Source organism: Streptomyces sp. NPDC085866, from assembly GCF_044541035.1.
In the GTDB taxonomy this organism is placed as follows: Bacteria; Actinomycetota; Actinomycetes; order Streptomycetales; family Streptomycetaceae; genus Streptomyces.
In genome coordinates, this window is sequence record NZ_JBITSQ010000005.1 from 131123 (window position 1) to 146725 (window position 15603).

Consider the following 15603-nt stretch of genomic DNA (forward strand, 5'->3'; position numbering starts at 1 on the left):
GGCGGAGTCGCGTGGGTGCATCTCCGGGTGTGTTGCGCCGCACGGGTGGCTTACTTTCCGTCGTCGTCGTGTCGCCCGCTGTTGCCGGATCCTTTCCTCTTCACTGGGCGCATAGATCTGATCAGCTCCATATACGGCCAAAAGTGATCATAACGCCCGCGGCTTCCCGGAGGTAGCAGAGATGTCCCACGACGGCGTCGGAATGCGTGCGGTCCTGCGCTCGGCCGCGTTCCTCACCGCGGGGGCCCTCGCGGCGTCCCTGCTCGCCGGCTGTGGCTCCGACGAGGAGCCGAGCCGCCCCCTGGCCGGGCAGGACATCGACCTCGTCGCCCGCGACAAGGTGGCCGAGGGCGGCACCCTGAAGTGGGCCGTGGACGCCGTACCGGAGACCCTGAACACGTTCCAGGCGGACGCCGACGCGGGCACCACCCGGGTCGCCCAGGCCGTGCTGCCGTCGATGTTCCGCCTGGACGCCGCCGGGCGTCCGGTGGCCAACCCCGCCTACCTGGAGTCAGCCAAGGTCATCGAGACCGAGCCGCGCCAGGTCGTGCTGTACAAGCTGAACCAGCAGGCCGTCTGGAGCGACGGCCGGGAGATCGGCGCCGCCGACTTCGTCGCCCAGTGGCGCGCCCTGTCCGGAAAGGACAGCGCCTACTGGACCGCCCGCAACGCCGGCTACGACCGCATCGAGAAGATCGAGCGCGGCGCGAACGACCTCCAGGTGCGGGTCACCTTCTCCCGCCCCTACGCCGACTGGAAGTCGCTGTTCTCCCCGCTGTACCCGAAGGACGTCATGGGCACCCCGGACGCCTTCAACGACGGCGCCCGGCGCAAGCTGAACGTCACCGCGGGCCCCTTCAAGGTGGAGAAGGTCGACACCGCCGCCAAGGACATCGTCCTCACCCGCAACCCGCGCTGGTGGGGCAAGCCCGCCAAGCTGAACGAGATCGTGCTGCACGCCGTGGCCCGCGACCAACGGGCGGCGGCACTCGCCGACGGAACCGTGGACCTCGCCGACATCGACCCGGCCGAGGCCGAGCGGATCAACCTAGCCTCCCGCCAGGGGGGCACCGGCACCCCGCTGCAGGGCGCCGGCAAGACCTCCGCCAAGAAGCTGCGCTCCTGGGCCCTCGCGCACGGCCTCGACTCCGACGAGGTCAAGGCCGGCCAGAAGAAGCTGCGCCGGGCCATCACCCGGTTCCTGGAGCAGCAGGAGAAGCTGCACGCCTTCGACGTCCGCAAGTCGCTGGAGCCCGCCTACACCCAGCTCGCCCTCAACGGCGCCGAGGGCCCGCTCACCGACGAGCGGGTCCGCCGGGCCGTCGCCCGCGCGATCGACCGCGAGGAACTGGCCAAGCTCGTGCTGACCCCGCTCGGCCTGCCCGCCGTCCCGGTCGGCAGCCACCTCGCCCTGTCCGGGCAGGCCGACTACGTCGACAACAGCGGCGCCCTGGGCGGCGTGGACACCAAGGAGGCCGCGGCGATGCTCGCGGACGCCGGCTGGGTGCTCGGCGGACCGGTCAAGGAGCAGAAGAAGACCGAGAAGGCGGCCGGGGCCGAGGCTGAGAAGAAGAAGGCCGAGGCCGAGAAGAAGAAGGCGGAGGAGTCCGACGGCGGCGACGACGGCCAGTACATCGTCGGCGAGGACGACAAGGGCAGCGACGACAAGGGCAAGCACCACGAGTCGGCCGAGGAGAAGCGGGAGAAGGGCGACTCGGGCGGCAAGCACCTCTCGCAGGACGGCAAGCAGTACAACGGCGGGCAGGGCGGCGCGCCCGGCGCCTACGCCCCGAAGGGCACCGCGGCCCCGGCCGGTGCCGTGACCGGGCCGTTGGCCAAGGACGGCAGGGCGCTCACCCTGCGCTTCGTGCTCCCCTCGGGGCCCGGCTCCGAGACCCTGAACTCCGTCGCCGAGCGGATCGCGGCCATGCTCGACAAGGTCGGCATCCGCACCACGATCACCAAGGTCTCGGACGAGAGCTACTTCAAGGACCACGTCGCCGCGGGCGACTACGACCTCGCCCTGTACTCCTGGCCGTCCTCCGCCTTCCCCGCGACCGACGCCCGGCCGATCTACGCCAAGCCGGTCCCGGCCGCCGACGGCTCGGTGAACGTCGAGCAGAACTTCACCCGGGTCGGCACCGACCAGGTCGATCAGCTCTTCGACCAGGCCTCCTCGGCGCTGGACGAGGACGAGGCGCGGGACCTGATTCGCAAGGCGGACTCCCGGATCTGGGCGGCGGCCGGCTCCATCCCGCTCTACCAGCGGCCGCAGCTGGTCGGAGCCCGGAAGAACCTGGTCAACGCGGGTGCGTTCGGGTTCCAGACACCCGTCTACGAGGACATGGGCTTCCTGAAGAACGGCGCCAAGGTCGCGCCGAGCCCGTCCGGCAGCTGAGACCGCCGGAGCCCTGAGGAGGCCGACCCCCTCAGGGCCACGTAACATGGGGTGAGGCCGTGGCATGTCAAGCCCGGCAGGGCCCGCGTCACACGGACGTACGAGAGGGCCTTCCTCACATCCCGGGAGTACGTCGCAATATGGCCACGCGCCACGACATCCGCAACGTCGCCATCGTCGCCCACGTCGACCACGGTAAGACGACCATCGTCGACGGCATGCTGAAGCAGGCCGGTGCCTTCGCCGCCCACCAGCTCGACCAGGTCGACGACCGAGTCATGGACTCGAACGACCTGGAGCGTGAGAAGGGCATCACGATCCTCGCCAAGAACACGGCGGTGAAGTATCACCCCAAGGACGGCGGGGACCCGATCACCATCAACATCATCGACACCCCCGGCCACGCCGACTTCGGTGGCGAGGTCGAGCGCGGTCTGTCGATGGTCGACGGTGTGGTCCTGCTCGTGGACGCGTCCGAGGGCCCGCTCCCGCAGACCCGCTTCGTGCTGCGCAAGGCCCTCCAGCAGCGCCTGCCCGTCATCCTGTGCATCAACAAGACGGACCGTCCGGACTCCCGCATCGACGAGGTCGTCAACGAGACCTACGACCTCTTCCTCGACCTGGACGCCGACGAGGAGCAGATCGAGTTCCCGATCGTCTACGCCTGCGGCCGTGACGGCATCGCCTCGCTGACCAAGCCGGACGACGGCACGGTCCCGGCCGACAGCGACAGCCTGGAGCCGTTCTTCTCCACGATCCTGGAGCACATCCCGGCCCCGACCTACGACGAGGCCGCCCCGCTCCAGGCCCACGTCACCAACCTGGACGCCGACAACTTCCTCGGCCGTATCGCGCTGCTCCGCGTCGAGCAGGGCGAGCTGCGCAAGGGCCAGACGGTCGCCTGGATCAAGCGTGACGGGTCCATCAGCAACGTCCGCATCACCGAGCTGATGATGACCGAGGCGCTCACCCGCAAGCCGGCGGAGGTGGCCGGGCCCGGTGACATCTGCGCCGTCGCCGGTATCCCGGAGATCATGATCGGCGAGACCCTCGCCGACACCGAGAACCCGGTCCCGCTCCCGCTGATCACGGTCGACGAGCCGGCCATCTCCATGGTCATCGGCACCAACACCTCCCCGCTGGTCGGCCGCGGCGGCACCGGCAAGGGCGCCGACGCGAAGTCGGCGGTCAAGGACCGCAAGGTCACCGCCCGCCAGGTCAAGGACCGCCTGGACCGCGAGCTGATCGGTAACGTCTCGCTGCGCGTCCTGGACACCGAGCGTCCGGACGCCTGGGAGGTCCAGGGCCGTGGTGAGCTGGCGCTCGCCATCCTGGTCGAGCAGATGCGCCGCGAGGGCTTCGAGCTGACGATCGGCAAGCCCCAGGTCGTCACCAAGCAGGTCGACGGCAAGACCTACGAGCCCGTCGAGCGCATGACGATCGACGTGCCCGAGGAGCACATGGGCGCCGTCACGCAGCTCATGGGCGTCCGCAAGGGCCGGATGGACAACATGTCCAACCACGGCTCGGGCTGGGTCCGCATGGAGTTCGTCGTGCCGTCCCGCGGTCTGATCGGTTTCCGTACCGAGTTCCTGACCCAGACCCGCGGCACCGGAATCGGCCACTCCATCCACGAGGGCTTCGAGCCGTGGTTCGGCACCCTGCAGACCCGTAACAACGGCTCGCTGGTCGCCGACCGCGCCGGTGCCGTCACCGCGTTCGCGATGACGAACCTCCAGGAGCGCGGCGTGCTGTTCACCGACCCGGGGACCGAGGTGTACGAGGGCATGATCGTCGGCGAGAACTCGCGCTCCGACGACATGGACGTCAACATCACCAAGGAGAAGAAGCTCACGAACATGCGGTCGTCCTCGGCCGACTCGTTCGAGGCGATCGTCCCGCCGCGCAAGCTCTCCCTGGAGCAGTCGCTGGAGTTCTGCCGCGACGACGAGTGCGTGGAGGTCACCCCGGAGGCGGTCCGCATCCGCAAGGTGAACCTGGACGCCCGCGAGCGCGCCCGCGCCGCGAGCCGCGCCAAGCACGGCTGACGCCTCCTGAGAACCCCGTAAGACCCGGTCCTCCGCCTACCGGAGGGCCGGGCTTTCGGCGTGCTCACGGGCGCCGGAGAGGGCGAGTGTTCGGATACCGGAGCAGCACGCTTCACGTTTCGGACATGTAAAACAAAAAAATACGACGAAGTGCCCGATTTGCCGGTCTGTCGCCGTCCGTGTCAAGCGCGCACAGGTGTCGATCTTTGCAATTTTTGCTCAAAATATTGACGGTAGGGAGATCCCTATGTCGTCCGCCCTTGACGCGCGTTGAACACATTGGCGAAAGTTCCCCCAAACCGCAGAACTCTCCGGTATCTGCGCTGCGCTCAACTCTCCAACCCCCCGGGGGAAGAACACACATGACCAGTCCCGCCAAGGCTGAAGGCTCCGGGCCGTCGGTTGCCTTGGAGCCCGAACTCGAGTCGAAGCCCACTCCTGCCAAGGAGGAGAAGAAGCTCGAGGGTCGCTCTCCCGGCCAGTTGATGTGGCAGCGCTTCAAGCGTGACCGTACCGGTGTCATCTGCGCCGCGATAGTGATTTTCTACTTCGTCGTCGCGCTGGCCGCGCCGCTGCTGACCAAGCTCAGCGGGACGGACCCGTACACGCTGTACGGGCAGGACCCCACGTACCAGGACACCCCCGTCCTCGACGACTTCGGTCTCCCGCTCGGTTACTTCGGTGGTCTGTCCGGAACGCACTGGTTCGGCGTCGAGCCCCAGTACGGCCGCGACATCTTCGCGATGCTGGTGTACGGCATGCGCACGTCGCTGTTCATGGCGCTCGGCGTGACCTTCCTGATGATGGTCACGGGCATCATCCTCGGCCTGATCGGCGGCTACTTCGGCGGCAGGACCGACTACTGGATCGGCCGGGTCACCGACTTCTTCCTCGCCTTCCCGCAGCAGCTCTTCTTCATCGCCTTCATGCCCGTGGTGACCGCGTTCTTCGTGGACCCGCGGGAGGAGACGCCGACCTACTTCCGGGCGGTCGCGATGCTGATCGTGCTGTGGGTGCTCGGCTGGATGGGTATGGCCCGCCTGGTCCGCTCGACCGTGCTGTCCCTGCGTGAGCGCGAGTTCGTGGAGGCCGCCAAGGTCTCCGGTGCCTCGCCCTGGCGGATCGTCCGCAAGGAGATCCTGCCGAACGTGGTGACGCCGATCCTGGTGCAGTTCACGTACAACCTGCCCAGCACCATCCTCACCATTGCCTTCCTCTCCTTCGCGGGTGTCGGCTTCGTCGAACCGACCCCGGACTGGGGACGAATGTTCGCCAACGGCGCCAAGTACGCCGAGCAGGACCCGTCGTTCATCTTCTTCCCGGGTGTGGCACTGGTGATCTTCGTCCTGGCCTTCAATCTCCTCGGAGACTCGGTGCGGGACGCGTTCGACCCCAAGTCCGGGCGGTAGATCGTCCGCTGGAGGGGGGATGACTGCCGCCCCCGAGTCGGCCTACCAGCCGCGTCAGGCAGTACTCATTGATAACAACGGACAGGTAGGTGCATTCGCCTCATGAAGTCGTTCAGCTCGCGCAGAGCGCAGGCCATCGTCGTCGCCATCGCGGCCGGTTCCCTCGCGCTCACCGGGTGCTCCGAGAACAAGGGCACCAACTCCGGCGCGAACTCCAAGAAGGATCAGAAGGAAGCCTCGGTCCAGTCGAAGGCGGTCGCGTACCTCGACGCTGCTGGCTCCACCGGTCCGGCCAAGGATGTTCCCGGTGCCCAGAGCGGCGGCACGATCACGGTGTACCAGGAGGCGGGCCTCTCGCACCTGGACCCGGGCCAGACCTACGTCTCCGACGCCGGCCAGGTCGCCAACCTGCTCTTCCGTCGCCTGACCCAGTTCCAGGAGGACGACAAGGGGAACATCTCGGTCGCGGGTGACCTCGCGACCGACGCCGGCAAGATGTCGGACGGCGGCAAGACCTGGACGTTCACCCTCAAGGACGGCATCAAGGACGCCAAGGGCAACGTCATCACGTCCGCCGACGTCCGCCACTCCGTCGAGCGTCTGTACGCGAAGTTCATCTTCGACGGCCCGACCTACCTGCAGACCTGGCTGAGCGGCGCCGACTACCGCAAGGCGCTGCCGGACGGCGGCTTCGGCAAGAAGCACCTGCCGAAGTCGGTCCTGGACACGCCGGACGACAAGACGGTCGTCTTCCACTTCGACCAGCCGCGTCCGGACCTGCCGCAGACGCTGGCCATGGCCGGCTACGCCATCGTCCCGGCGAAGGACGACACCAAGGAGAAGTACGACAAGACCCCGGTCGCCACCGGTCCGTACAAGATCCAGTCGTACAAGAACGGCAAGTCCCTGGTGCTCGTCAAGAACACCAACTGGGACCCGAAGACCGACTCCGTGCGCCACCAGTACGTGGACGGCTTCAACTTCCAGTTCGGCGTCACCGAGTCGACCCAGACCAAGCGTCTGATCGCCGACCAGGGCGACGACAAGAACGCCATCCAGCTCACCGGCGGCGTCGAGGCCACGCAGATCCAGGACGTCATCAAGAACCCGTCCGTCAGCAAGCGCACGGTCAAGGGCTACCAGCCCTACGTGATGCAGCTGACGTTCAACCTGGACCGCGTGAAGAACCTCAAGGTCCGTCAGGCCATCGCCTACGCGGTGAACTCCAAGTCGCTCATCGCCGGTGAGGGCGGTGTCTACGGCGGCGACGTGGCCCCGAACTACTTCGCGCCGACGCTGCCGGGCTACGAGGCCAAGTACGACCCGTACGGCCGTCTGGCGACGCCGCAGGGCAACATCGCCAAGGCCAAGGAGCTCCTCAAGGGCGTCCCGGCGTCCGAGAAGAAGGTCGTCTTCGCCTACGGCAACAGCGAGAACGGCCAGAAGCGCAAGGTCGCCATCGAGGACGCGCTCACCAAGGTCGGCTTCAACGTCGTCTCCAAGGAGGTTGACGCCGCGAGCTACTACGAGCAGATCGGCAAGCTGGACAACCCGTACGACATGTACATCACGGGCTGGGGCCAGGACTACCCGACTCCCTCCACCGTGGTCACCCCGGTCTACGACGGTTCGCAGGTCGCCGACGGTGCGCCGAACTACTCGCACGTCAAGGACGCCAAGGTCGACGCCCTGATCAAGAAGGCCCTGACGCAGCAGCCGGCCGAGGCCGCGAAGACCTGGAAGGAAGCCCAGCACTACCTGATGGAGAAGGTCCTGCCGGCCGCTCCGCTGTGGTACACCAAGCAGTTCCAGCTCTCCGGGTCGAACGTGGGCGGCGCCCGCTACGGATCGGTGTCGAGCCTCATCGACATCAACCAGCTGTACCTGAAGAAGTCGTAACTCTCTACGGCTGAACGCGGGGACGCGCACCAGGCGGAGCGCGTCCCCGCACCTCCGTGAAACCTCCCACTCGTCTCCGCAGAGAGCAGCCCTCCCGCCATGCTTCAGTTCATCCTCCGGCGCACGGTCGGTGCCCTGGTCACCCTGTTCCTCATCGCTGCCGCGACGTTCTTCCTGTTCGTCGCCGCGCCTTCCGATTACGCCTCCCTGGCCTGTGGCAAGGACTGCTCTCCTCAGAGACTGGAGGACATCCGCCAGGCCCTCGGTCTCAACCTGCCCATCGTCCAGCAGTTCTGGGACTTCATGTCCGGCATCGTGATGGGCCGTGACTTCCCGACCGGACACTGCAGCGCCCCGTGCCTCGGGCAGTCGTTCTACTCGGGCGACATGGTCTGGGGCACGATCATGGACCGCTTCCCGACGACCCTGACCCTCACCATCGGTGGTGCGGTCGTCTTCCTCGTGGTCGGTGTGGGCGCCGGTATGGTCGCCGCCTTCCGGCGAGGCTCACTGGTGGACAAGGTCGCCACGGGCGTGTCGATGGTGCTCAGCTCGTTCCAGATCTACTTCCTGGGCCCGATCGTCCTGATCATCTTCGTCTACAGCACGGGCTGGATGGAGAACCCCCAGTACGTGCCGATCACCCAGGACCCGTGGGGCTGGTTCACCGGCATGCTGCTGCCCACGCTGGTGATGGCCACCATCTTCACCGCGCAGTACACCCGTATGGCGCGTTCCTCGATGATCGAGCAGCTCGCCGAGGAGCACGTCCGCACCGCCCGCGCGAAGGGCATGTCGCGCAAGTACGTCTTCTTCCGTTACGCCTGGCGCGGCTCGATGATCCCGATCGTCACCGTGCTCGGTATCGACCTCAGCAGCATGCTCGGCGGTGCCGTCGTCACCGAGCTCACCTTCTCCCTCCAGGGGATCGGTCGGCTCGCCGTGGACGGCGCGGTCCACAAGGACCTCCCGCTGACCATGGGCGTCATGTTGTTCGGTGCCTTCTTCATCCTGATCTTCAACATCCTCACCGACATCGCGTACGCCTGGATCGACCCGCGCGTCCGGCTCTCCTAGGAAGAACGAACCACCGTGACCACACTGACCAAGACCGAGGGCACTCCGGCCCCGAACGGTGCGGAGAGCTTCCTGTCGGTCCGCGATCTGAAGGTGCAGTTCTCCACCGAGGACGGCATCGTCAGGGCCGTCGACGGCCTCTCCTTCGACGTCGAGCGCGGCAAGACCCTGGGCATCGTCGGCGAGTCCGGCTCCGGGAAGTCCGTCACCAACCTGACGATCCTGGGCCTGCACAACCCCCGCACCTCGACCGTCGACGGCGAGATCATCCTCGACGGCAAGGAACTCGTCACCGCCAAGGAAAAGGAGCTGGAGCAGCTCCGCGGCAACAAGATGGCGATGATCTTCCAGGACCCGCTGACCGCGCTGTCGCCGTTCTACACGGTGGGCCGCCAGCTGTCCGAGCCGTTCATGAAGCACCGCGGCGCCTCCAAGAAGGAGGCGAAGGACCGGGCCATCCAGATGCTGGAGAAGGTCGGCATCCCGCAGCCGAAGGTCCGCTTCGACGACTACCCGCACCAGTTCTCCGGCGGTATGCGCCAGCGCGCGATGATCGCCATGGCGCTGATGTGCGACCCCGACCTGCTGATCGCCGACGAGCCGACCACCGCGCTCGACGTGACCGTGCAGGCGCAGATCCTGGACCTGCTCAAGGACCTGCAGCAGGAGTTCGGTTCCGCGATCATCTTCATCACCCACGACCTGGGCGTCATCTCCCACATGGCCGACGACCTGCTGGTGATGTACGCCGGCCGGGCCGTGGAGCGCGGCAGCGTCCGCGAGGTGCTGCACGAGCCGAAGCACCCCTACACCTGGGGTCTGCTCAGCTCGATGCCGCGTCTGGACGGCGACCTGCACGAGAAGCTGACGCCGATCCCCGGCAGCCCGCCCTCGCTGCTCAACCCGCCCTCGGGCTGCCGTTTCCACCCGCGCTGCGCGTTCAAGGACGAGGTGCAGGGCAGCCTCTGCTCGGACACGCGTCCGGCGCTGGGCGAGGGACGCGCCGCCGCGTGCCACCTCACGGCCGAGCAGAAGCAGACCATCTTCATCGACCAGATCCAGCCCCGGCTGCGCTAGGGAGAACCGAGACATGAGCGACAACCTCACCCTCCCCGAACAGCAGGGTTCCACCACGACCTCGTCGGAGACCCTCCTCGAGGTCAAGGGCCTGACCAAGCACTTCCCGATCTACGGCGGCTTTCCGATCAAGCGGAAGGTCGGCGCGGTGCAGGCCGTCGACGGCATCGACCTGACGGTCGGCGTCGGCGAGAGCGTCGGTCTGGTCGGCGAGTCCGGCTGCGGCAAGTCGACCACGGGCCGGCTCATCACCCGCCTGCTGGAGCCGACCGGCGGCAGCATCACGTACGCCGGGCAGGACATCACCCGCGCCTCGCGCCGCCAGCTGGCGCCCGTGCGGTCCGAGATCCAGATGATCTTCCAGGACCCGTACTCCTCGCTGAACCCGCGCCAGACCGTCGGCACGATCATCAAGTCGCCGATGGAGGTCAACGGGATCGAGCCGGAGGGCGGCCGGGAGAAGAAGGTCCGGGAGCTGCTGGAGCTCGTCGGTCTGAACCCGGAGCACTACAACCGCTTCCCGCACGAGTTCTCCGGCGGTCAGCGCCAGCGCATCGGCGTCGCCCGTGCCCTGGCGCTGAACCCGAAGCTGATCGTGGCGGACGAGCCGGTCTCCGCGCTCGACGTGTCCATCCAGGCGCAGGTGGTGAACCTGCTCCAGGAGGTCCAGAAGGAACTGGGCATCGCGTTCCTGTTCATCGCCCACGACCTCGCCATCGTGCGGCACTTCTCGCAGCGCGTCGCGGTGATGTACCTCGGCAAGGTGGTCGAGGTCGGCGACCGGGAGGCGATCTACAACCGGCCCCGCCACCCGTACACGCACGCCCTGCTGTCGGCCGTCCCCGAGGTCGGGGTCGAGGACGAGGACCGCGAGCGGATCCGGCTCTCCGGTGACGTCCCCTCGCCGATCTCCCCGCCGTCCGGCTGCCGCTTCCGCACCCGCTGCTGGAAGGCCCAGGACAAGTGCGCGAGCGAGGAGCCGCCGCTGGTCCAGATCTCCGGCAACCGGGACGGCCACCTGACGGCCTGCCACTTCCCGGAGGACCCGACCACTCAGCGCGATGAGGACGTCGTCCTCGACCCGGCGCTGAAGTCGCTGGAGGAGCACGCCTCCGAGGACTGATCCGCGGCCCTGGCCACGGTGATGATCTCGGGACTGGGGGCGGGGGCCATCGGCCCCCGCCCCCAGTCCCCGTAGCGCTCGGCGACGGCCAGCCCGGCCTCGCCGAGGAAGCCGTCCAGCGCGTCGGCGGCCAGGAACCGCAGGGTGCTCCGGCACACCTGCGGCTGCTCCCAGCGCGCCCCGGCGTAGGTCTCGGTGAACGTCATCCGGTCCCCGACGAGGTCCGGCTCGGCCTCGTGCCACACGCGCACGGGGTCGCCGTCCTCGTCGGTGAACTCATGCACCCGGTCCGGGGTCCAGCGCTCCCAGGCCCGCGCGGCCGGGTTCCGGGTCTCGAAGACGAACCGGCCGCCGGCGGCCAGCGCCCGGCACGCCCCGCGCAGCGTGCTGCGCACCTGCTCGTCCCCGAGGAGTTCCTGGAAGGCGTGACCGGTCATGACGACCAGGTCGAACGCCCCCTCCCACCGGTGCGTCGCGAAGTCCCCGAGCACCCATTCGACGTCCGGCTCCGCCCGCCGTGCCTGCACGAGCATGGCGGCCGCCGGATCCATGCCGGTGAGCCGTCCCCGGTGCCCGGCCTCCCGGGCGGCGCGCAGCAGCCGGCCCGTTCCGCAGCCGAGGTCGAGGACCGATCCGGCCGCCATCACGAGCTCCAGGTAGAAGTCGTCACCGGGGCCCCATGGATTCAACCTCTCGTACAGCGCGGCGAGTTCGACGTCACGGAAAACACGATCGACCATGCCGGGAGTCTGCCCGCTGGCCCGGTTGGGCGGTAAGCGATTTCGCGATTTTGTCGTGCTCGCCGTACTCCGCCTGACGGGTGCTCACCCAAAGGGGCAGGTAACGTGTGCGCGGTGCACCTTTTGATGTGATATTTGCCGATAGGTGATCACGAGGAGGTAGCCGATGCGCGGAGCCAGGCACGCCGGACGGGCCGCCGGCGCGGTTGCGGTGGCGCTCGCCGCGGCGGCCTGCGGGGGCGGCGCGGACACCGGAGGCGGGAATGCCGCCGGGGTGCTCAGCTCCTCCTGGGGCGACCCGCAGAACCCGCTGGAGCCCTCCAACACCAACGAGGTGCAGGGCGGCAAGGTCCTCGACATGATCTTCCGGGGGCTGAAGCGGTACGACCCGAAGACCGCCCAGGCCGAGAACATGCTCGCCGAGAGCATCGACACCAAGGACTCGCAGAACTTCACCATCAAGGTGAAGGACGGCTGGACCTTCTCCAACGGCGAGAAGGTGACCGCCAAGTCCTTCGTGGACGCCTGGAACTACGGCGCGAGCCTGAAGAACAACCAGAAGAACGCCTACTTCTTCGGCTACATCGAGGGCTACGACAAGGTCCACCCGGACAGCGGGTCGCAGAGCGCCGACACCCTCTCGGGTCTGAAGGTCGTGGACGACCACACCTTCACCGTCAAGCTCAACCAGAAGTTCTCCAGCTTCCCGGACACCCTCGGCTACGTGGCCTTCGCCCCGCTGCCGCAGTCGTTCTTCACCGACCACTCGGCCTGGCTGAGCAAGCCGGTCGGCAACGGGCCCTACGCCATCGAGTCCTACACGAAGGGCTCGCAGATGGCCCTGAAGAAGTGGGACGGCTACCCGGGCCCGGACAAGGCCCAGAACGCCGGTGTGACCCTGAAGGTCTACACCGACAGCAACACCGCCTACACCGACCTGATGGCCGGCAACCTCGACCTCGTCGACGACGTCCCCGCCGCCCAGCTGAAGAACGTCAAGAGCGACCTGGGCGGCCGGTACATCAATTCGCCCGCCGGCATCATCCAGACCCTGGCCTTCCCGTACTACGATCCGGCCTGGAACAAGGCGGGCTCGGAGAAGGTCCGCACCGGTCTGTCCATGGCGATCGACCGCAAGCAGATCACCGACACGATCTTCCAGAAGACCCGCACCCCCGCCACCGACTGGACCTCCCCGGTCCTCGGCACGGCCGGCGGCTTCCAGGACGGCCTGTGCGGCAAGGCCTGCGAGTACGACCCCACCGAGGCCAAGAAGCTGGTCCAGGAGGGCGGCGGGCTCCCCGGCGGCCAGGTCAAGATCACGTACAACGCGGACACGGGCTCCCACAAGGAGTGGATCGACGCCGTGTGCAACTCCGTCAACAACGCGCTCGGCAACGAGAAGGCCTGCGTGGGCAACCCCGTCGGCACCTTCGCCGACTTCCGCAACCAGATCGGGCAGCACAAGATGAGCGGCCCGTTCCGGGCGGGCTGGCAGATGGACTACCCGCTCATCCAGAACTTCCTCCAGCCGCTCTACTACACCAACGCCTCCTCCAACGACGGCAAGTGGTCCAACAAGGACTTCGACCAGCTCGTCGACCAGGCCAACGCCCAGACGGACACCGCCAGGGCCGTCTCCACCTTCCAGAAGGCCGAGGCGGTCGTCCGGGACAACATGGCCGCCATCCCGCTCTGGTACCAGAACGGCAGCGCGGGCTACTCCCAGCGGCTGTCCAACGTGGCGCTCAACCCGTTCAGCGTCCCCGTCTACAACGAGATCAAGGTCGGCTGAGCCGCCATGGGGCGCTATGTCGTCCGGCGGCTGCTCCAGATGATCCCGGTCTTCGTCGGAGCCACCCTGCTGATCTTCCTGATGGTGAACGTGATGGGCGACCCCATCGCCGGGCTGTGCGGCGAGCGGGCCTGCGACCCGGCGACGGCCGCCCAGCTGGAGAAGGAGTTCGGCCTCGACAAGCCGTTGTGGCAGCAGTACCTGACCTACATGGGCAACCTCTTCACCGGCGACTTCGGCACCGCCTTCAACGGACAGCCCGTCACCGAACTGATGGCTACGGCGTTCCCGCCGACCGTCCGGCTGACGATCGTCGCGATCCTCTTCGAGATCGTCATCGGGATCACCCTGGGCGTGCTCTCGGGCCTGCGCCGCGGGCGGCCCCTCGACACGGGCGTGCTCCTCGGCACCCTGGTCGTCATCTCCGTGCCCGTCTTCGTCACCGGTCTGCTGCTCCAGCTCCTCCTCGGCGTCCAGTGGGGCTGGATCCAGCCGTCGGTCTCCCCGGAGGCTCCCTTCCCCGAGCTGATCGTGCCCGGCCTCGTCCTCGCGTCCGTCTCCCTCGCCTACGTCACCCGGCTGACCCGCACCTCCGTCGCGGAGAACAAGCGGTCCGACTACGTCCGTACGGCGATCGCCAAAGGCCTGCCCAGGCGTCGCGTCGTCACCCGGCACCTGCTGCGCAACTCGCTCATCCCCGTCGTCACCTTCATCGGCGCCGACATCGGCGCGCTGATGGGCGGCGCGATCCTCACCGAGCGGATCTTCAACATCCACGGCGTCGGCTACCAGCTCTACCAGGGCATCGTCCGGCAGAACACCCAGACCGTGGTCGGTTTCGTGACGATCCTGGTCCTGGTCTTCCTCATCGCCAACCTGCTCGTCGACCTGCTCTACGCCGTACTCGACCCGAGGATCCGCTATGCCTGAGCAGCCGTACGACCCCGATCGCGCGATCGCGCCCACCGGCGCGGGCGGCGGGATGGACCTGGCGGCGAGCGAGGCGGAGACCCTGGAGCCGCAACCGTCAGCCGCTTTCGGCGGAGGGGCACCCGGGGGGCCGGAAGGGACGGGTCCGGCGGGCAAACCCCGCAGCCTCTGGTCCGACGCCTGGCGCGACCTGCGCCGCAACCCCGTCTTCATCATCTCGGGGCTGGTGATCCTCTTCCTGGTCTTCATCTCCCTGTGGCCCTCGGCGATCGCCTCCGGCAGCCCCCTCACATGCAACCTGTCCAAGGCTCAGCAGGGCTCGCAGCCGGGAGCCCCCTTCGGGTACGACGGCCAGGGCTGCAACGTCTACACGCGGACCGTCTACGGCGCCCGTACGTCCGTCACGGTGGGTGTGTGCGCCACGCTCGGCGTCGCCGTCCTCGGGTCGGTGCTCGGCTCGCTCGCGGGCTTCTTCGGCGGCCTCGGGGACTCGGTGCTGTCCCGCGTCACCGACATCTTCTTCGCCATCCCGGTCGTCCTCGGCGGTCTCGTCCTGCTCTCCGTGGTGACCAGCAACACGGTCTGGCCGGTCATCGGGTTCATGGTGCTGCTCGGCTGGCCGCAGATCGCGCGCATCGCGCGCGGCTCGGTCATCACCGCCAAGCAGAACGACTACGTCCAGGCCGCCCGCTCCCTCGGCGCCTCCAACTCCCGCATCCTGATGCGGCACATCGCGCCCAACGCGGTCGCGCCGGTGATCGTCGTGGCGACCATCGCGCTCGGCACGTACATCACGCTGGAGGCGACCCTGTCGTACCTCGGGGTCGGGCTGAAGCCGCCGAACGTGTCCTGGGGCATCGACATCTCCGCAGCCTCCCCCTACATCCGCAACGCCCCGCACGCCCTGCTGTGGCCCTCGGGAGCCCTCGCCCTCACGGTCCTGGCCTTCATCATGCTCGGCGACGCGGTGCGCGACGCCCTCGATCCGAGGCTGAGGTGAGCTGCCGTGCCGGTCGAAGTGTGTGAAGTGCGCGTGGGGTGCGGGCCCGGGGTGGGGTGCGGGAGGTGTGTGCCGGCGGCCGCCCGCCCGTGGTCCTCCGGCGCCCC

At 67.9% G+C, this 15603-nt stretch carries 11 protein-coding genes; 10 read left to right on the forward strand and 1 reads right to left on the reverse strand.

The annotated features are described in order from the left end of the window. The first annotated feature begins 181 nt into the window (after positions 1–181). The 7 genes from ACIF83_RS13595 to ACIF83_RS13625 all read left to right on the forward strand — a co-directional run bounded on the left by ACIF83_RS13595 (position 182) and on the right by ACIF83_RS13625 (position 11031). Positions 182–2398, forward strand: coding sequence for an ABC transporter family substrate-binding protein (locus ACIF83_RS13595; RefSeq protein ID WP_399726503.1), 2217 nt, complete (start codon positions 182–184; stop codon positions 2396–2398). 140 nt (positions 2399–2538) lie between these two features. After that, positions 2539–4446: a translational GTPase TypA gene (gene typA, locus ACIF83_RS13600; protein WP_393468652.1), complete on the forward strand. Its 1908-nt coding sequence runs from the start codon at positions 2539–2541 to the stop codon at positions 4444–4446. A gap of 362 nt (positions 4447–4808) precedes the next feature. Continuing rightward, complete coding sequence (locus ACIF83_RS13605) at positions 4809–5855, forward strand: ABC transporter permease (protein WP_393468655.1); 1047 nt, start codon at positions 4809–4811, stop codon at positions 5853–5855. Positions 5856–5957: 102 nt separating this feature from the next. Beyond that, on the forward strand, positions 5958–7754 hold the full coding sequence (locus tag ACIF83_RS13610; RefSeq protein WP_393468658.1) for an ABC transporter substrate-binding protein: 1797 nt from the start codon (positions 5958–5960) through the stop codon (positions 7752–7754). Between the two features lie 99 nt (positions 7755–7853). Further along, the gene (locus ACIF83_RS13615; protein ID WP_393468661.1) at positions 7854–8831 is read left to right on the forward strand and encodes an ABC transporter permease; all 978 of its coding nucleotides are present in this window, start codon (positions 7854–7856) and stop codon (positions 8829–8831) included. A 15-nt stretch (positions 8832–8846) separates the two neighbouring features. Beyond that, a complete protein-coding gene (locus tag ACIF83_RS13620) occupies positions 8847–9908 on the forward strand; it encodes an ABC transporter ATP-binding protein (protein ID WP_398137671.1) in 1062 nt (353 codons plus the stop codon). A 13-nt stretch (positions 9909–9921) separates the two neighbouring features. After that, a complete protein-coding gene (locus ACIF83_RS13625) occupies positions 9922–11031 on the forward strand; it encodes an ABC transporter ATP-binding protein (RefSeq protein WP_393468667.1) in 1110 nt (369 codons plus the stop codon). Here ACIF83_RS13625 and ACIF83_RS13630 read toward each other — a convergent pair. After that, positions 10962–11771: a class I SAM-dependent methyltransferase gene (locus tag ACIF83_RS13630; protein ID WP_393468670.1), complete on the reverse strand. Its 810-nt coding sequence runs from the start codon at positions 11769–11771 to the stop codon at positions 10962–10964. The genes ACIF83_RS13625 and ACIF83_RS13630 overlap by 70 nt on opposite strands. A gap of 166 nt (positions 11772–11937) precedes the next feature. On the opposite strand from ACIF83_RS13630, the gene ACIF83_RS13635 reads away from it, so the two are divergent. The 3 genes from ACIF83_RS13635 to ACIF83_RS13645 are packed head-to-tail and all read left to right on the forward strand — an operon-like array spanning position 11938 to position 15496. Beyond that, positions 11938–13566 (forward strand): ABC transporter substrate-binding protein, encoded by a 1629-nt coding sequence (locus tag ACIF83_RS13635; protein WP_399726509.1) that lies wholly within the window; start codon positions 11938–11940, stop codon positions 13564–13566. Positions 13567–13572: 6 nt separating this feature from the next. Continuing rightward, positions 13573–14496: an ABC transporter permease gene (locus ACIF83_RS13640; protein WP_399726512.1), complete on the forward strand. Its 924-nt coding sequence runs from the start codon at positions 13573–13575 to the stop codon at positions 14494–14496. Continuing rightward, the gene (locus ACIF83_RS13645) at positions 14489–15496 is read left to right on the forward strand and encodes an ABC transporter permease (protein ID WP_393468679.1); all 1008 of its coding nucleotides are present in this window, start codon (positions 14489–14491) and stop codon (positions 15494–15496) included. The genes ACIF83_RS13640 and ACIF83_RS13645 overlap by 8 nt, the downstream gene beginning before the upstream one ends. The last annotated feature ends 107 nt before the right edge of the window (positions 15497–15603 follow it).